Origin of the sequence: Granulibacter bethesdensis (genome assembly GCF_001889525.1) — a bacterium.
Classification (GTDB): domain Bacteria; phylum Pseudomonadota; class Alphaproteobacteria; order Acetobacterales; family Acetobacteraceae; genus Granulibacter; species Granulibacter bethesdensis_C.
Genome location: NZ_CP018192.1, coordinates 1,050,273 through 1,067,158 on the forward strand (window position 1 = coordinate 1,050,273; position 16,886 = coordinate 1,067,158).

At 57.1% G+C, this 16,886-nt stretch carries 16 protein-coding genes; 10 read left to right on the plus strand and 6 right to left on the minus strand.

Going from position 1 to position 16,886, the window contains the following annotated elements:
• Positions 1–97 precede the first annotated feature (97 nt).
• On the minus strand, positions 98–1,237 hold the full coding sequence (cysK, locus tag GbCGDNIH6_RS04695) for a cysteine synthase A (protein ID WP_232449979.1): 1,140 nt from the start codon (positions 1,235–1,237) through the stop codon (positions 98–100).
• 84 nt (positions 1,238–1,321) lie between these two features.
• Here cysK and GbCGDNIH6_RS04700 point away from each other — a divergent pair, with 84 nt between their 5' ends.
• From GbCGDNIH6_RS04700 to phoB, 9 genes are all read left to right on the plus strand, one after another.
• Complete coding sequence (locus GbCGDNIH6_RS04700) at positions 1,322–1,771, plus strand: RrF2 family transcriptional regulator (protein ID WP_072563023.1); 450 nt, start codon at positions 1,322–1,324, stop codon at positions 1,769–1,771.
• 167 nt (positions 1,772–1,938) lie between these two features.
• Entirely contained in the window at positions 1,939–2,577 is a 639-nt protein-coding gene (locus GbCGDNIH6_RS04705; RefSeq protein ID WP_011631615.1) for a peroxiredoxin, read from the plus strand.
• Positions 2,578–2,741: 164 nt separating this feature from the next.
• Complete coding sequence (locus tag GbCGDNIH6_RS04710) at positions 2,742–4,445, plus strand: NADPH-dependent assimilatory sulfite reductase hemoprotein subunit (protein ID WP_072563024.1); 1,704 nt, start codon at positions 2,742–2,744, stop codon at positions 4,443–4,445.
• A 241-nt stretch (positions 4,446–4,686) separates the two neighbouring features.
• A complete protein-coding gene (pstS, locus tag GbCGDNIH6_RS04715; protein WP_072563025.1) occupies positions 4,687–5,730 on the plus strand; it encodes a phosphate ABC transporter substrate-binding protein PstS in 1,044 nt (347 codons plus the stop codon).
• 257 nt (positions 5,731–5,987) lie between these two features.
• A complete protein-coding gene (gene pstC, locus GbCGDNIH6_RS04720) occupies positions 5,988–6,920 on the plus strand; it encodes a phosphate ABC transporter permease subunit PstC (RefSeq protein WP_232450045.1) in 933 nt (310 codons plus the stop codon).
• A gap of 38 nt (positions 6,921–6,958) precedes the next feature.
• Entirely contained in the window at positions 6,959–7,831 is an 873-nt protein-coding gene (pstA, locus tag GbCGDNIH6_RS04725; protein WP_072564357.1) for a phosphate ABC transporter permease PstA, read from the plus strand.
• Positions 7,832–7,913: 82 nt separating this feature from the next.
• The gene (gene pstB, locus GbCGDNIH6_RS04730; RefSeq protein ID WP_038512947.1) at positions 7,914–8,696 is read left to right on the plus strand and encodes a phosphate ABC transporter ATP-binding protein PstB; all 783 of its coding nucleotides are present in this window, start codon (positions 7,914–7,916) and stop codon (positions 8,694–8,696) included.
• A gap of 19 nt (positions 8,697–8,715) precedes the next feature.
• On the plus strand, positions 8,716–9,453 hold the full coding sequence (gene phoU, locus GbCGDNIH6_RS04735; RefSeq protein WP_072563026.1) for a phosphate signaling complex protein PhoU: 738 nt from the start codon (positions 8,716–8,718) through the stop codon (positions 9,451–9,453).
• A 41-nt stretch (positions 9,454–9,494) separates the two neighbouring features.
• Positions 9,495–10,244: a phosphate regulon transcriptional regulator PhoB gene (phoB, locus tag GbCGDNIH6_RS04740; protein ID WP_072563027.1), complete on the plus strand. Its 750-nt coding sequence runs from the start codon at positions 9,495–9,497 to the stop codon at positions 10,242–10,244.
• Between the two features lie 74 nt (positions 10,245–10,318).
• Here phoB and GbCGDNIH6_RS04745 read toward each other — a convergent pair whose 3' ends face one another.
• Entirely contained in the window at positions 10,319–11,332 is a 1,014-nt protein-coding gene (locus GbCGDNIH6_RS04745) for a chorismate transformation FkbO/Hyg5 family protein (protein ID WP_157692326.1), read from the minus strand.
• A gap of 132 nt (positions 11,333–11,464) precedes the next feature.
• Between GbCGDNIH6_RS04745 and glgX the strand changes: the two genes are divergently transcribed.
• Complete coding sequence (gene glgX, locus GbCGDNIH6_RS04750) at positions 11,465–13,594, plus strand: glycogen debranching protein GlgX (protein WP_072563029.1); 2,130 nt, start codon at positions 11,465–11,467, stop codon at positions 13,592–13,594.
• Here the strand turns inward: glgX and GbCGDNIH6_RS04755 are convergent.
• From GbCGDNIH6_RS04755 to GbCGDNIH6_RS04770, 4 genes are all read right to left on the minus strand, one after another.
• The gene (locus tag GbCGDNIH6_RS04755; RefSeq protein ID WP_072563030.1) at positions 13,546–14,832 is read right to left on the minus strand and encodes an MFS transporter; all 1,287 of its coding nucleotides are present in this window, start codon (positions 14,830–14,832) and stop codon (positions 13,546–13,548) included. The two genes, glgX and GbCGDNIH6_RS04755, sit on opposite strands and share 49 nt — an antisense overlap.
• A 126-nt stretch (positions 14,833–14,958) precedes the next feature.
• Positions 14,959–15,813 (minus strand): CHAP domain-containing protein, encoded by an 855-nt coding sequence (locus GbCGDNIH6_RS04760; protein WP_072563031.1) that lies wholly within the window; start codon positions 15,811–15,813, stop codon positions 14,959–14,961.
• A 218-nt stretch (positions 15,814–16,031) separates the two neighbouring features.
• Complete coding sequence (locus GbCGDNIH6_RS04765) at positions 16,032–16,388, minus strand: RidA family protein (protein ID WP_072563032.1); 357 nt, start codon at positions 16,386–16,388, stop codon at positions 16,032–16,034.
• Between the two features lie 74 nt (positions 16,389–16,462).
• Positions 16,463–16,831, minus strand: a complete 369-nt coding sequence (locus GbCGDNIH6_RS04770) for a hypothetical protein (protein ID WP_072563033.1) — start codon at positions 16,829–16,831, stop codon at positions 16,463–16,465.
• Between the last annotated feature and the right edge of the window lie 55 nt (positions 16,832–16,886).

Here is a 16,886-nt window from a genome sequence, read left to right on the forward strand (position 1 = left end):
CTTGTGCGGTGCGGGCCTTCTATCTGGCATCTGGCGGACGTGCAAGCCCCTGAAGCCCATCATTTGCACGTCCGCATCAATTTTCATGGTTTTGCGGTTACAGCCCGTTAAACAGCGCCGTGGAGAGGTACCGCTCGGCAAAGGAGGGGATGATCGTGACGATCAGCAGCCCCTCATTGGCGGGATTACGGGCCAGTTCCAATGCCGCATGCAGGGCTGCACCGGAGGAAATCCCGACCGGCAGCCCCTCCACCCGTGCCACGCGCCGGGCCACGGCCAGAGCATCACGCTCCGCCACCCGCATAATGCCATCGAGCTGGGTTATGTCGAGAATCGTGGGTCGGAAGCCTGGTCCGATTCCCTGAATACCATGCGGCCCCGGTTCGTCTCCGGACAGGACGGCGCTTTCCGATGGTTCCACGGCGATGATGCGTAGATCGGGTTTGCGGGGTTTCAGAGCATGCGCAATCCCGGTCAGTGTTCCACCTGTGCCTGCACCGCCGACGATGATGTCAACCTTGCCCTCCGTATCGGCCCATATTTCCTCCGCGGTGGTGGCAGCATGGGCTTCCGGATTGGCGGGGTTGTCGAATTGACGTGGCATCCATGCGCCGGGGGTGGCGGCAATAATGGCTTCTGCCCGTGCAATGGCCCCGGCCATGCCCTGCCGGGCAGGGGTCAGCTGAACATCGACACCGAGCAGGCGGAGCATTTTCCGCCGTTCAATCGATGCTCCCTCCGGCATGGTCACGACCAGCCGGTATCCTTTTGAAGCCGCGACAAATGCAAGCGCAATCCCGGTATTGCCGGATGTCGGCTCAACCAGCACGCTGGTACTGGGATGGATCAGGCCTGCGGCTTCCGCCTTCTCGATCATTGCCAGTCCGATTCGATCCTTGACCGAGCCGAGCGGATTGAAAAACTCGAGCTTGGCAGTGATATCGGCCACCAGACGGTCCTCGACAGTCAGACGAGGCAGGCGGATCAGAGGAGTGCCGCCTACAATATCGAGAATGCTGTCATAGATTTTGCCGCGCGGCTGGGGGCGACGGAGCCCGTCTTCAGAAAGAGAATCGGTAGCAGATAAGGGGGCTACCCTGTTGCGATTGCCGCGTGATCTGGCTTTGGCTTCGTTCGGCTTTCCGTCCTCTGATGCCGTGCCCTCATGATTGATGTCCTGCGTATCGGGGCCATTCTGATCGGGCGTGGTGCCCAAAGAGACGGATTCGTTAATCATACTGGGCGATCCATATGTGTTCGTGCTTTCACTTATCGTCATAACTGTATATCACCCTTTGCAACGGTGATTTAAGGACTCGTCATGCTGCTGCGTCGTGATCGGGCCATGGTGGCGATTTCCGTTATGCTGGATGTCGGTTTCCATGGCAGTCGTACCAATACTGTCAGTGCCGCGGATATCGCGGAACGTATAGGCCTTGCACGCCGGGGGATGGAGCCGCTGCTTCAATCCCTGTCGCGGGCCGGACTGCTGGAAAGTGTCCGTGGACCACGCGGTGGTTATCGTCTGGGCCGCCCCAAACGTGATATCAGGGTGTCCGATATCGTGGCTGTTGCTGTGGCCGATGACGGGGAGGGACATGAAGGCCCTACCGGCCGACTGCAGATCGCGGTGGTTGACCGGTTGTGGGCAGAACTGGAAGAGACTGTCCGTGCTCAGCTGGCCGCCATCACGCTGGATGATCTGCTGAAAAGAGCGGCTGCGGCAGGCTTGCGTCGGCCTGCGGCCGAGCCAATTACTTTCGTTATCTGATCGCTCACTGGTCACGGTTCTGTCCGCTGTGTCTGCATAAGGTGTGTCATGTTCCATACGCATATGCGGCATGGGACTGCAAGCATTAACCACATCTGTTCTTTGTGATATTCTGGGAAACCTACGTAAAAACGTGATTTTGGTACGGATACTCCAGGAGGACTATAATGAGCATTCAGCTTGGTCAGACGGCTCCGGATTTCGAGCAGGACAGTAATCAGGGAAAGATCCGCTTTCATGAATGGCTAGGTCAGTCATGGGGCATTTTGTTCAGCCATCCCAAAGACTTCACCCCCGTCTGCACGACGGAACTGGGAGAAGCTGCCCGGCTTGCCCCCGAATGGGAAAAGCGTAACGTTAAAGTGATCGGTCTGTCGGTCGACACGGGCGAAAACCACAAGGGGTGGGAAGCTGATATTTCTGAAACCCAGGGCCAGACCGTGAAATTCCCGATCCTCGCTGATGCGGATCGCAAGGTCAGCGCCCTGTATGGCATGATCCATCCCGAAGCCGATCCCAACGTTACTGTGCGTGCCGTGTTCATCATTGATCCGAACAAGAAGGTGCGCCTGACCCTGACCTATCCGCCCAGCACGGGGCGTAACTTCAAGGAAATCCTGCGCGTTGTGGACAGCCTTCAGACGTCTGACAAATTCAAGGTGGCAACACCGGTGAACTGGGAAAAGGGCGGAGAAGCCATCATCCCGCCCAGCACCTCCGACGATGCCGCGAAGGAACAGTTCCCGCAGGGCTGGAAGACCCTGAAGCCTTATCTGCGCGTTGTAAAACTGCCGGAAGAGGCATGATCACTCGCCGGAATGGGTCGAGCTGGCGGTAACGCTGGCTCTGAAGCGGTAATACTGACTAATATGGGGGAAGGCGGGTCATGACCGGCTTTCCCCTCTTGTGAATTGTGGGGCGGGTTGTGTGCTTCGGTCCGCCGGAATTTGATCTGATTGGGGCGTAAGCCATGGACGGAACCGTTTCTCCCAAGCGCAGTGGCGTGGAGCTTCTTAAGGAAAACAGCCATGGCCTGCGCGGTCGTCTGGCGGAGGAGCTGGCGGAAGGGGGCCTTCAGGTCAGTGAGGATGGCTACAACCTTCTGAAATTTCATGGCTCCTACGAGCAGTTCGACCGCGACACCGCGACTGCGCGCAAACAGCAGAAGCTGGAGAAGGAATATTCCTTCATGTTGCGCGTCCGTATGCCGGGCGGGCGTATGACCGCCGCACAATATCTGGCTCTGGACGGGCTGGCTGATGAATATTCCAACGGTACGCTGCGTATCACGACGCGTCAGGCAATCCAGTTTCACGGTATTATCAAGGGAAATCTGAAGCCCACCATTGCCGCCATCAACAGGACATTGCTGACGACCCAGGCGGCTTGCGGGGATGTGGTGCGCAACGTGACAACCACCCCGGCCCCGATCCGGGATGCGGTGCATGCGCGGATGGAAGCGGATGCAAATTTCCTGTCCCATGCTTTGTTGCCCAAGACTCATGCCTACCACGAAATTTTTCTGGATGAGGCGGCCCGCGCTGATCTGGGCACGGAGGCAGAGGAGGAGCCATTATATGGTGACACCTACCTGCCGCGTAAATTCAAGATCGGCATCGCCACCCCCTCCGATAATACAATCGACGTGTTGACCAATGATCTCGGGATCATTCCGATTTTCGAAGGTGACACGCTGCTTGGCTATAACATGGCGGTCGGTGGCGGGCTTGGCATGACCCATAACAAGCCGGAGACCTATCCACGTCTGGGAACGGTCATCGGCTCTGTTGGACCTGATGAATTGCTGGCTGGTGTTGAGGCTGTCATCAGGCTTCAGCGTGACTATGGTGACCGCTTCAATCGTCGGCGCGCGCGCCTGAAATATGTGGTTGATGACCGCGGGGTGGATTGGGTGAAAGCCGAGCTGGTCACCTATTTCGGCAAACCCTTCGCCGAACCCCTACCGATGGAGCCGTTCCGGATGCCGGAGCTGCTGGGGTGGCACGAGCAGGGAGATGGGCGGCTATGGCTCGGTATCCCCGTTCCGTCGGGGCGTATCGCTGATACGGATGGCGTGCATCTGCGCCGGGCGATCAGGGAAATTGTTCAGACATATCAGGTCAATATCACGATGACGGGTCAGCAGGATCTGTTCCTCGTGGATGTCGATCCGGCACACCGGCCCGCGATCGAGACCCATCTGCGTGAAGCGGGTGTAACCCTTACCGAAGATCTGACTCCGTTGGCACGCTGGACACTGGCCTGCCCGGCTCTGCCGACATGCGGTCTCGCCCTGACAGAGGCGGAGCGGGTGAGAGATCCCATGGTGGCCGGGCTGGAGCAGGTACTGGACCGTCACGGGCTGAAAAACGAACGTATTTCGTTGCGGATCACAGGTTGCCCCAACGGGTGTGCACGCACTTATGCGGGCGATATCGGGCTGGTCGGGCGTATGCCTGGCCATTACGCGATCTATGTCGGTGGCGATTTCGAAGGCACGCGACTGTCCTTCCGCCTGCTTGACAGGATCAAGGAAGAACAGATCGAGCCGACACTTGACCGGCTGTTCGCAGCCTTTGCCCGCGACCGTCAGGACGAAGAAGGGTTCGGTGATTTCTGCACCCGCGTCGGTGCCGAGGCATTGTTACAGCTTCTGCCAGCTGGGCATGCCTGAATACAGCTGGATGTCACATTCGCGGGCGTGTTCCATGAATGTGACATTCTGTGTTTGTCATATAACTGTCATCTGTTTGTCATTGTCGCGTCTTGGATACCCCGTAGGGTCCGCCTCGCTTCAGCCGGCTTGATTCGCAGGAATGTGCACGGTTTTGGAGTATTGGAAGCGGAACCGCCTGAGGGGCTATGGCAGCCATCAGGTCTGATCCGTTTCGAAATGGTATTATCCAGGAGGACGCATGAAATTCGCTCCCTCGGCAATTGCTGCCGTGCTGATTGGCGCTGGCTTGATCGCTCCGGCTTGCGCGCAGGCGCAGCAGGTTGTCGGCGCCGGCTCTTCTTTTGCAGCGCCGCTTTATGACAAGTGGTCGGAGCAGGCAAAATCCTCCACAGGCGTGTCGCTGAATTATCAGGCGATCGGTTCCGGCGCAGGTCAGACTCAGATTTTCAACCGCACCGTGGATTTTGGCGCCTCTGACGCGCCGGTGTCGGCCGATAAACTGCGTGACCACAAACTGTTGCAGTTCCCTAGCGCCATGGGTGCAGTTGACGTCATCGTCAACATCCCGGGCATCAAGAGCAACGAGCTGAAGCTGACTGGTCCGATCATCGCCGCGATCTATGCCGGCACGATCACCCAATGGAATGATCCGAAGATCAAGGAAATCAACAAGGGCATCAAGCTGCCACGTCTGGCGATCGCGCCGGTTTACCGCGCCGATGGCTCCGGGACGACCTTCGTATTCACAGATTACCTGTCTCTGGTTGACAGCGACTGGGCCTCCAAGATCGGTCGTGCGACCTCCATCAGCTGGCCCGCCGGTTCGGGCGCCAAGGGCAGCGCTGGTGTGGCTGGCACCGTTCAGCAGATTCCGGGCAGCATCGGCTATGTTGAGGCCGCTTATGCGACCCAAAGTCATCTGGTAACTGTCCAGTTGCAAAATAAGGCCGGCAAATTTGTGGCTCCGACCCCTGCCAATTTTACAGCCACCGCTGCGGCGGCTGACTGGACCAAGGCGCAGAATTTCGCCATCGACCTGAACGATCAGGCAGGCGATAGCTCCTGGCCAATCGAAAGCGCCACTTTCGTATTGGTGCCGACCAACCCCACCAGCACCACAAAAGCCGCTGCTGTGCTGAAGCTGTTTGACTGGGGCTTTAAAAATGGTGACGCTCTGGCGTCCGATCTGCAATACATCCCGCTGCCCGCATCCGTGAAGGACACCATTCGCGCCGCCTGGCACGATGGTATCAAGGGTCCGGACGGCAAGCCGGTTTTCTGATCAAACCGGGATGCTCTCCCCGTTTCGGTGCGGTGCTGTATGGTGCCCTACCGAGGCGAGAGGTTTACCTGCCTGAATGCAGGTGGCTCACGCTATTTTTGGATCATGACAAATGGGGCGAGCCTTAATCGGCGCGCGGCAGAATGGCCTCAGTTCATCAGATAGATAAGAAAGCGGTCTTTTTACATCCATCCGGGCCGGGTGACGGAAAAAGAAAACCGCCATCACAGACCGGTGACAGGATTTTTGGCGCTTTGGTGCGAACAGCAGGGCTGTTCGTACTGGCTTTGCTGGGTGCGATTATCCTGATGCTGTTCATCGGCGGTTTGCCGGCGTTCCGGGCATTCGGACTTGAATTCCTGGTGTCATCAGCCTGGAACCCACCCCATAACGTGTATGGTGCACTGGTCGCGATTTACGGAACTATCATCACCTCGGTGATTTCGCTGGTGATTGCTGTCCCGATTGCCTTTGGAATTGCTGTTTATCTAACCGAACTGGCTCCGCAATGGCTTCGTCGTCCGGTTGGGATCGCAATTGAGCTGCTCGCAGCTGTACCTTCCATCATTTACGGCATGTGGGGCTTTTTCATCATTGTCCCTTTCATGACCAAAGTTCAGCCTTCCATTATCTCGTTTTTTGGTTCGCTGGCTGATGCCGAGGAAAACGTGGCGGTTCTGGGTCCGGTGACAGGCTGGCTGGCAGATCGCTTTGCCGGTCCGGCCTACGGGAATGGTATTCTCACGGCCTCGTTGATCCTGGCATTGATGATCGTGCCCTTCATAGCTGCAACAATGCGCGATGTGTTTGCCACTGTGCCCGGCATTTTCAAGGAAAGCGCTTATGGCCTTGGTTGCACAACCTGGGAGGTCGTCCGCTCCGTTGTGGTGCCCTACACCCGGGTATCGGTTGTAGGCGGTATCATGCTCGGGCTTGGACGCGCGCTGGGTGAAACCATGGCGGTGACCTTCGTGATCGGTAATACCAACCGGATTGCCACCAGTATTTTCGGTCCTGGTAATACGATTGCATCGCTGGTCGCGCTCCAGTTTCCGGAAAGCAATCCGGGTGGACTTCAGTTTTCCTCTCTTTTCGCGTTGGGTTTCATTTTGTTTGTCATCTCCTTTATCGTGCTGGCGACATCCCGCTTTCTGATGCGGTCGCGTTCAGCCGGGGCAGCCAGAGCATGACAGCCGTACTTTCCAACACGGCCACGGCGGGCGTCCAAATGCCCCAGAATGGTCCTGTCGCAAAAAGCCCTGCTGCTTTGCGCCTCAATAGCAGACGGCAGTGGATAAACCGCATTGTCGTCGGCCTGTGTAGTTTCGCGACATTGCTTGGCCTGGCTGCGCTGGCGCTGATTTTGTTCACGCTGCTTAAAAACGGTCTGGCGGGTCTTTCACTGACTGTCTTTACCCATGATGAAGGCGCCCCTGGCTCCCATGGTGGTCTGCGCAACGCTATTGTCGGGACATTGATCCAGACTGCGCTGGGTACGTTGATCGGCACGCCGCTGGGGCTGCTGGTCGGAACCTATCTCGCGGAATACGGACGTGGATCCGTCTTGAGCAGTGCGGTCAGGTTCGTGTCCGATATTCTGCTATCGGCACCTTCCATTCTGGTCGGTCTGTTCATGTATCAGCTGATCGTGCGGCCGACGGGAGCATTTTCCGGGATCGCGGGTTGTCTGGCTCTGGCGGTGCTGGTTATTCCCATTGTCGTACGCTCGACCGAGGATATGCTGCGCCTTCTTCCCGCCCAGTTGCGGGAGGCTGCGGTCGCTCTCGGTGCGCCGCGCTGGCGGGTGATTACTTTCATCTGCTACCGGGCCGCCATTGATGGCATAGCAACCGGTGTATTGTTGGCCATCAGCCGTATCGCCGGTGAAACCGCGCCCCTGTTGTTCACCAGCCTCGGTAATCCCAACCTGTCGGTGAATCTGGCAGAGCCAATGGGGAGCTTGCCGGTGACCATCTATAAATTTGCCGGTTCCGCTTATTCGGACTGGCAGCTTCTTTCATGGGCAGGTGCCTTGCTGATTACATTAGGTGTCCTTGGCCTCAACATACTGGCCCGTGCCATTCTGGGCAGAAGGCAGTGAGACAATGGTAAGTACTGTTTCCCAGGTTTCCCGAACGGCTTCCCATGATGCGGGCGGAAGTGCTGCTGCCGGTCTGGCCGCAATGGCCGCATCCCGTGTCATGGTTGAAAGTCAGCCGAAAATTGCCGTACGCAACCTCGATTTCTACTATGGTTCGCACAAGGCCCTCAAATCCATTTCGCTTGATGTTCATGAGCGTCAGGTTCTGGGCATGATCGGGCCGTCCGGCTGTGGTAAATCCACATTGCTGCGTATCCTGAACAAGATGTATGCGCTTTATCCCGGCCAGCGTGCCGAGGGTGAGGTGCTGTTGGATGGCGAGAACGTTCTTGGCAAAGATGTCGATGTCAACGTGCTGCGCAGCCGGGTCGGCATGGTGTTCCAGAAGCCGACGCCATTCCCGATGTCGATCTATGAGAACATCGCGTTCGGCATCCGCCTGCACGAAAAACTTTCCAAGGCGGAGATGGATGAACGGATCGAATGGTCGCTAACCCGTGCCGCCCTATGGAGCGAGGTCAAGGATCGCCTTCATACGGCTGCCGCCGGAATGTCCGGTGGTCAGCAGCAGCGTCTGTGCATTGCGCGCACCATCGCTGTAAAACCTGAAGTCATCCTGCTCGATGAACCGACCAGCGCGCTTGATCCGATCAGCACTCTGAAGATTGAAGAGTTGGTGGATGAGCTGAAGCGCGATTTCACCATCGCCATCGTGACACATAACATGCAGCAGGCTGCGCGCTGTGCGGATCGTGTTGCATTTTTCTACATGGGTGAACTGGTTGAAGTCGGCACGGCGCTTGACATGTTCACCAACCCGCGTGAGCAGCGCACGCAGGAATACATCACCGGTCGCTTCGGCTGACCCCGCGGGAATTGATGCCATGACCAATCAACTGGGTTCACCCCATATTGTTTCAAGCTATGAGCAGGATCTTCAACAGCTCAGTGATATGATCACGCGCATGGGCGGGATGGTGGAAAACCAGCTTGCTCTGGCAGTGGCGTCCATCATCAACAAGGATATGGAAGCCGCCAATCGCGCCATCGACACCGACCCTGCAATTGATGCGCTGGAAACCGAGATCCAGCAATTCATCGTGCGTCTTCTGGCACTGCGCCAGCCGGTGGCGATCGATCTGCGGATGGTGCTTTCCTCGCTGAAAATTACCAGTGATCTGGAGCGCATTGGCGATTATTCCAAAAATGTTGCCAAGCGCGGTATCGTGCTGAACCAGTTTTCGCTGCCCTTCAGTCTGACCGGTCTGGCTCATATGGGCCAGCTTGTTCAGCAGAATATGAAGACGATCATTGATGCGGTTGGTGAGAATGATACCAGCCGTGCCGAAGAAGTCTGGCGTTCCGACACGGCGATCGATGATATGTATAATGCGATCTTCCGTGAACTGATTACTTATATGATGGAAGATCCGCGCGACATTACGCCTTGCACGCATCTTCTGTTTATTGCCAAAAATCTTGAACGGATCGGTGATCACGCCACTAATATCGCGGAGACGGTGTTCTATACCGTTTCCGGTCATCCTTTGCCGGATGAACGGCCCAAAAGTGATAACACGTCCTACATGGTGGCGCGCCCGTCGCCGGATGCAACATCCTGACGGATCCCTGAAATCGTCGAGGGCGAGGAGATTTTATAATCATGCGCTTTGCACAGGAAGAAGCCCGTTCCCGTCCCGCGGAAACTCCGGCAGGCCAGAGTCGTCCGACCGTGCTGATTGTCGAGGATGAGGCGGCATTGGCGACAATGCTGCGCTATAATCTGGAAAAGCAGGGCTTCCGTGTCGAGGAAGCTTCTGATGGTCAGGAAGCGCTGCATCGCCTGTCGGAAGTTCAGCCTGATCTGGTTTTGCTGGACTGGATGCTGCCTGGGCTGTCCGGTATCGAGGTCTGTCGTCAGATACGTCGGAAACCCGGCACCCGCGATCTGCCGATCATTATGGTGACCGCCCGTGTCGAGGATCAGGATGCTGTTCGGGCCTTGAATACAGGCGCGGATGATTACATCACCAAACCGTTCAACATGCAGGCCCTTCAGGCCCGTATTCGTGCGTTGTTGCGCCGGGCCAGTCCGGTAACGGCTAAGGGCATGCTGACCTTCCATGACATTACAATGGATCTGGCAACCCATCGCGTGCATCGGAATAACCGTCCGATCCATCTCGGCCCGACCGAATTCCGGCTGATGGAATTCTTCCTGCAACATCCGCGGCGGGTTTTCTCGCGGGAGGAGTTGCTGGATTCAGTCTGGGGCACCGATATTCATGTGGAGCCGCGCACGGTGGATGTGCATATCCGTCGCCTGCGCAAGGCCGTGAACGGCGAAGGCGAGGTTGATCTGGTGCGAACGGTACGAGCTGCCGGATACGCGCTGGATACTGATCCGCTATAAAGTAGCTGTTCCTGATTGTTTAGAAATCATCTGTGCAAAGCCGTTCCTGTCGACAGGAACGGCTTTTTCTCTGGTTAACGTTCCGGACAGTACCCTTCGACTTCGACCAGCAGCTCGGCACGGCATATATCCGCGCGCAGGATGCATTCTGTGGCATCCGGCCCGAAAGCATCATTGAGAATGCTCTGAACAGCGGGCAGATCAGAGGGGTGACGTATGTAGGCCTTCAATCTGAGTGCCCGTGCATCCCCCTGAAATCCCTTGTTCTGTGCTGCTTGCATGACGGCACGAATATTGGCCACGGTCTCCCATGTCTGTGCTTCAACATCATCTGGATGCAGGCTCTGGTGCCCGGTGATGGCGGCGGTGCCTGAAATGAACAGACAACGATCACGTTCGCCGGTGACGGCAATGGTGGCGCGGGAAAAGGTTGGGCTGCGCGGGCCATACTGTTCAGGATAGCGATAGGCGCTGATCTGGCGGGGATTTTCGACTGGTATGCCTGCCTGACGCCCTGCCAGAACATAGACCAGTAATCCTCCGCTGCCGGTGCCAAGTGCGCAGGCGGCTGGGGCGCTGGTTTCTTCCCGGCCACGGGCGGAGAATGCATCGAACCGGCCCTGATTGAACAGGTGGTACCGTTCTGTCCCATCATCCATATCGTGAATTCGCGGCATATAGTTTGCGGTCTTGAGCAGATGGGGAAAGCCTTTTTCATCAATGACCGAGAAAAGCGCCTGATAGGCCCGGAAACTTGCCTCCCGCAGCGGCACATCATTGCTGATACGGACCGCGCCAAAAAACAGCGTATCGTTTTCTCCGTTGACGACCTGATCAGGGCCAATCTGGCGGTTGTCCCATCGTAGCGTTGCCCCAGAGGCAAGCCACAGTTCCGCACCATCCCGCTCAGGCCAGAGAAGCGGCATATGGGCCGTCAGTCTCACTGGCCCGGTTTCCTCCCCGCTTTCCGGCAGGGAAGGAAGGCAGTTGAGACCGATGATCCCCAGGGTCGAGGAGGCCGCAGCAGATGAGGCAGTCCCGGCAAAGAGGGGGAAAGGGCTATAATACTGCACGGTTAACGATGTCATGGTGAAGGATTGCTTCTGAAAGGCTGAGTGCAAAAGAAATGGCTGCAACTCACGATGCCATGCGGTCGTTTCAATGCGCGGGCCGGAATTGCGGATCGCAGGATTTTTAAGTTTAGCAGGGAACATTCTATCATGGCATCTATCGTTTCGCGTCGGCTTCGTGAAGGCCTTCCCCATCCACGCGGAGCGATCTGGGACGGAGAAGGTATCAATGTCGCGTTATTCTCCGCCCATGCCACCAAGGTGGAGCTGTGCCTGTTCGATGAAAGCGGCACGCAGGAAAAAGAGCGTATCACGCTGCCGGAATATACGGATGAAATCTTCCATGGCTATGTCTCCGGCCTTGGCCCGGGTACGGTCTATGGTTTCCGTGTCCATGGCCCCTATGAGCCGGAAGCCGGGCATCGCTTTAACCCTCATAAACTTCTGCTCGACCCCTATGCACGGGTGCATATCGGGGAGCTGAACTGGAACCCCGCCTGTTTCGGCTACACGATCGGGTCGGAGCAGGAGGATCTGTCTTTCGATGAGCGTGACAGCGCGGCGTTCATGCCGAAATGCGTGGTGGTAGATCAGAATTTCGACTGGCATGGGCGGGAGATTCGCCCCGGCATTCCGTGGGGTCGCACGATCACCTACGAAACCCATGTGCGCGGTTACACCATGCGTCATCCGGAGGTTCCAGAGCATTTACGCGGTACTTATGCCGGATTGGCCAGTAAGCCGGTGCTGGATCATATCCGCGCTCTGGGCGTGACCAGTGTTGAGCTGTTGCCTGTTCACAGCTTTGTGCGTGACAGCCACCTGCTGGAAAAAGGGCTGACGAATTTCTGGGGTTACAACACAATCGGTTTTTTTGCGCCGGACCCGCTTTACGCGGCCGACCGCAACCGTGTGCTGGCTGAATTCAAGGAAATGGTAGCCCGCTTCCACGATGCCGGGCTCGAGGTCATTCTGGATGTTGTCTACAACCACACTGCCGAGGGCAATGAAAAAGGCGCGACTCTGTCTTTCAAGGGCATCGACAACGCGACCTACTATCGTCTTCTGCCTGACCAGAAGCGGTTTTACATCAATGATACCGGCACTGGGAACACGCTCAATCTGTCCCATCCGCGTGTTATTCAGATGGTTACCGACAGCCTCCGTTATTGGGTGACGGAGATGCATGTCGATGGTTTCCGCTTCGATCTGGGTACAATTCTGGCGCGGGAGCCGGATGGGTTTGATACCGAGAGCGGGTTCCTGCGCGCCGTGGGGCAGGATCCTGTTCTGGCGGGCGTGAAATTGATCGCCGAACCATGGGATTGCGGACCGGGCGGATATCAGGTGGGCGGTTTCCCACCCGGTTGGGCGGAGTGGAACGACCAGTTCCGTGATACGACGCGCGATTTCTGGCGGGGCGAGGCAAGTGCCGCCGCGCTGGCACCCAGGCTGTTAGGGTCCCCTGATAAGTTTGATCATCGTGGTCGCAAGCCATGGGCCAGCGTGAATTTCGTAACGGCCCATGACGGTTTCACCCTCAATGATCTCGTCAGCTATAACGACAAGCATAACGAGGCCAATGGCGAGGATAACCGCGATGGTAGCGATCACGATCGCTCATGGAATTGCGGCGCCGAAGGGCCGACTGACGATCAGGACATTGAAACCTTACGCCAGCGCCAGATCAGAAACATGCTGGGTACGCTGCTATTATCGCTCGGCACCCCGATGATATTGGCAGGAGATGAATTCGGGCGCACTCAGCAGGGCAATAACAATGCCTACTGTCAGGATAACGAGATCAGTTGGGTTGACTGGGATATTCAGGAGAAGGGGCACTCCCTGATCCGGTTTACGCAGAAACTGATCGCGTTACGTCAACAGCATCCAATTTTGTGGCGAGCGCGATTTCCCGGCGAGAACCAGAGTGATGAATCCGGGATTACAGGGTTGCGCTGGATATCCGCGAGTGGTCAGGACATGACGCAGGAGGAATGGGAGGACGGCAATACCCGTACCTTCTCCATGCTGCTGGATGGTCGTGCCCAGCCGACCGGGGTGAAAGAGCCGGGTCAGGATGCCAGCCTGTTGATCATCCTGAATGGGTGGGAGGATGTTGTTTCCTTTACTCTGCCGGATTGCTCCGGCGGAGAGGAATGGAGGCTCCTGATCGACACGAATATCCCTGATGATGATGGCGGCGCGTTGTTCCGGGTGGGCGATCAGTATCAGGTGACCGGCCGTTCGGTGCTCGTGTTCGAGCATTGCAGAAGCTGATCCGGTTGCTTGGCCGGTGTATGTGAATAGATCACAATGCCGGCCAGGCCGATGGCGACGATGCTTAACCCGCCACCGGCGATCAATCCGATTGGCCCTGTCAGAGCGAGCATAGAGGGCGCAATCGCCAAGCCGGCCAGCATGCCGCCATTATAGCTGATCAGGAAGCCACGGGCCGAAGCGGGAACGTCATGAGCGTTCAGCGCGGTCTGACGCAGGATGGCAATGGGAATATCCTCGAATGGTCCTCCCGTACCGGCTATGGCGGCACAGATCATCAGACCTGGTGCTATCAAGTGAGGAGGTGCCAGTAAAGCTACCAATGTCATGCAGGCCAGACCGGCTCCAACCAATGCCGTGCCTCCGAACATCATGCAGGCGGGGAGAGCGGGGAGGGGACGGTTGCCCACAATCATCATGCCAAGCACGTTGCCGATACCGTAGGCGGCAATCACCGCGCCATAGGATGACAGGCCGGAGTCTCCTGGCTGCAACCGGGTAATCAGCAGCGGCAGGGCCAGATAGACAATCGCATACCATGCACCGCAGATTGCCGGGCCGATAAGGAAGGAATACCAGAGCAAAGGATGTCCGCGATTAGCAGTAATGGCGTGCCAAGGCGTCGGTATGTGGCGGGATGGTGTGGCATCCGGACGAACCTGATTGCGACCGGTCAGCCAGACTGCGATGGCTGAAATGGCAAAGGTGATGGCATCGGCAGTAAAAAAATGCACCAGTGGCAGAAACCCCGCCAGCACGCTGATCATGACCGGTCCGAGCAATCTGGCAACACGGTCTGTCATGTCCATCAGGGCATTGGCGGCTGGCAACTCGCTCTGATCTGGCACCAGTTGAGGCAGGACAACCTGAAGAGCCGGCCTGAACAGCGCCTGTCCCAATGCAATCAGAAGAATGGCCTGAAGCAGAAATGGTGCGGAAACCCCGCCCTTGATGAGCCATGCGCCGATCAGCGCAGCAAGAGAAACCATGCGGATCAGATCGGCCCCGATCATCACCCGGAACTGTGGCTTTCGGTCCGCCCAGGGGCCGACAAAAAAAGCGGCCAGTAGAATACAAAATCCCTGAAAGGCGGTCAGGTATCCTGCATTGGCCCCGAATGCCTGCACGGCCGCCCAGGAGAGAGCAACGAGGTAGAGCTGGTCGCCAATCGCTGAGAACGAAAGGCCACCCCACAGGCACGCCAGCCTATGATGGCGCAGGACAAGAAATAGTTTCATGTCATGGTTTCTGGCATGTCGGCATGCCAGTAAAAAGGGCCTCGTTTTGAAGCATACGAGACCCGTTTCGAAATCAGCATATATAGAGTGACGGCGATGCCAGTTTATGGCGTCGGCGGAAATAATTTAACGCAGATTATGGTTGATTGAATCAGTGGCCAGGTCGGCACCGAAACTCATTGAACCTGTCGTCTGATCGGCCGTTATCTGTTTGCCAACGGAGAGATCAATGCCCCGCTTGCGGGAAGACGAAGGAGCTTGAGCAACCTCCTGATAGACTGGCTGGTCAGAACCACCGACCACCGCTGCAACACGACCGCCGGCAGGAGCCAGATTACGCGGGGGTGGATTCAGGTCGGGAACGGAGGCTGATGCCATCCGTGTGCCTGATCCAGACTGCCCCTCAGGACGATCGTAAATAAAACCGTAGGTCGGGTAGACACTTCCATAAGTTTCGGAATGACCGAGCGCTACACGAACCGAGGTCCAGTCATTATTCGGGGATACGTCGACGACGGAGATGCCTTTGCTGACACCGCCACGTGCGCCGGGACCACGCCAGTTTGCGTGGTCAATCAAGACTTCGCGACTGTTGATAACTTGCTCAACGACGGCGACATGGCCGAGACGCATATGACCGTTGGCACGGAAATTGAGGATGCTGCCGGTTTCGGGGGCGTTTCCTCGAGCATAGACGCCTTCAGCGGCATCCCACCAGTTGGCGGCATTCCCCTTGAGTTCAATCCCGGAGACGGATCGGGCATAGGGAACGCACTGAAGGGCAGAGAAAGATCGGTGACGGGAGGCGTATTGGAGACTGTGTTTTATATGCAACGATGCATGGTGATTATGTGACACCCCTGCTTGTCGACCCGCAACATGTTTGCTACGTGCCTGAGCGGTGCCGGTCATAAGTGGAAGGGACAGCGCAATAGCTGTTCCGTAACCCAAGACCTTTTTGCCGGTTGCCCATGCCAGCATATGCTACCCCCGTTCACCCCATTACCTATTCAATGGGTTAGCAACAGAGTTGCGTGGCTGACAACCCCGTAAATTGCTTAAGATGACGATCTTCTTCATGAATCCTCCATCTCACGGTCATTATCGGAGTGGAGAGGGCACATGACTGCGCCTAAATCGAAAAGGCAGGCCTTGAAATATATTTCAGGGCCTGCCTGACCTGTGAATTTTTCGACTCGTTACCGGCAGGCGGTGACCATCACCTCGACCAGGCCTTTGGGGTCTACCAGCTCGGCCTGCACGCAGGCTCGTACCGGGGGATGGCCACCATGACCGGCGATCCATTCCTCCCACACGGCATTGAAGCCTGGACGGTCAGCAAGGTTTTTCAGCCACACCTGCGCCTGAAGCAGCCGGGTGGCATCGGTGCCGTGCTGCTCCAGCAGCGCGTCTATCCGGTCCAGAACCTGACGAGTCTGACCTATAATGTCCTGAGTGCTATCTTCCGCGACAACGCCCTGAAGATAAACGAAACCGTGATACTCGACAGCTGCGGAGAGAATGCTGTTCGGCTCCGTGCGGATGATTTTGCTCATGACGATGTTTCCTTGATCAAGCTGAAAGTTGCGCGGTCAGATGCGGCATGGGCCGCGTCGCCGATTATGGCGGCTTACATGGAATTGGATTGCATGTTGGTGCTGGGCAGCAGGCTGCCGACCGGCTGCTGACCACTGCCGCCATTGCGCCGAATGCAGTTGATGACGTTCCGGTTATGACCGTAGCTGTCGGACAGGCCGGAGGTAATAACGCCGGGTGCCCCGATCCCGGCATAGGGGGCATCCATGAGGCCGCCGTGATAACGATCAGCGCTGTAGACTGCATCGGGATTCTGGGCGGTAAAGATTTCATCGGCCTGTTTGGCGCAGGCAGCGGCCACCTGGGTCTGCCTGGCATCCATCTTCGCGGCGCAACCGCTGATCATCAGCCCGCCTGTAGCAACCAGAAGCAGGCGTTTCAGCCCTGACGGCGTTGCGGTCATGTGTTCGTCTCCTGTTTCCCTGACGCGGACGTATGACCGCTGCAGCGGCGTTGTA

Bases quoted from the DNA above. Each gene is read 5' to 3' on its own strand.
- GbCGDNIH6_RS04700 (WP_072563023.1), top strand. From the start codon at position 1,322: ATGCTGCTGCGTCGTGATCGGGCCATGGTGGCGATTTCCGTTATGCTG.
- GbCGDNIH6_RS04705 (WP_011631615.1), top strand. From the start codon at position 1,939: ATGAGCATTCAGCTTGGTCAGACGGCTCCGGATTTCGAGCAGGACAGT.
- GbCGDNIH6_RS04760 (WP_072563031.1), bottom strand. From the start codon at position 15,813: ATGCTGGCATGGGCAACCGGCAAAAAGGTCTTGGGTTACGGAACAGCT.
- pstS (WP_072563025.1), top strand. From the start codon at position 4,687: ATGAAATTCGCTCCCTCGGCAATTGCTGCCGTGCTGATTGGCGCTGGC.
- pstB (WP_038512947.1), top strand. From the start codon at position 7,914: ATGGCCGCATCCCGTGTCATGGTTGAAAGTCAGCCGAAAATTGCCGTA.
- GbCGDNIH6_RS04765 (WP_072563032.1), bottom strand. From the start codon at position 16,388: ATGAGCAAAATCATCCGCACGGAGCCGAACAGCATTCTCTCCGCAGCT.
- GbCGDNIH6_RS04755 (WP_072563030.1), bottom strand. From the start codon at position 14,832: ATGAAACTATTTCTTGTCCTGCGCCATCATAGGCTGGCGTGCCTGTGG.
- cysK (WP_232449979.1), bottom strand. From the start codon at position 1,237: ATGATTAACGAATCCGTCTCTTTGGGCACCACGCCCGATCAGAATGGC.
- GbCGDNIH6_RS04745 (WP_157692326.1), bottom strand. From the start codon at position 11,332: ATGACATCGTTAACCGTGCAGTATTATAGCCCTTTCCCCCTCTTTGCC.
- phoB (WP_072563027.1), top strand. From the start codon at position 9,495: ATGCGCTTTGCACAGGAAGAAGCCCGTTCCCGTCCCGCGGAAACTCCG.
- glgX (WP_072563029.1), top strand. From the start codon at position 11,465: ATGGCATCTATCGTTTCGCGTCGGCTTCGTGAAGGCCTTCCCCATCCA.
- GbCGDNIH6_RS04770 (WP_072563033.1), bottom strand. From the start codon at position 16,831: ATGACCGCAACGCCGTCAGGGCTGAAACGCCTGCTTCTGGTTGCTACA.
- GbCGDNIH6_RS04710 (WP_072563024.1), top strand. From the start codon at position 2,742: ATGGACGGAACCGTTTCTCCCAAGCGCAGTGGCGTGGAGCTTCTTAAG.
- phoU (WP_072563026.1), top strand. From the start codon at position 8,716: ATGACCAATCAACTGGGTTCACCCCATATTGTTTCAAGCTATGAGCAG.
- pstA (WP_072564357.1), top strand. From the start codon at position 6,959: ATGCCCCAGAATGGTCCTGTCGCAAAAAGCCCTGCTGCTTTGCGCCTC.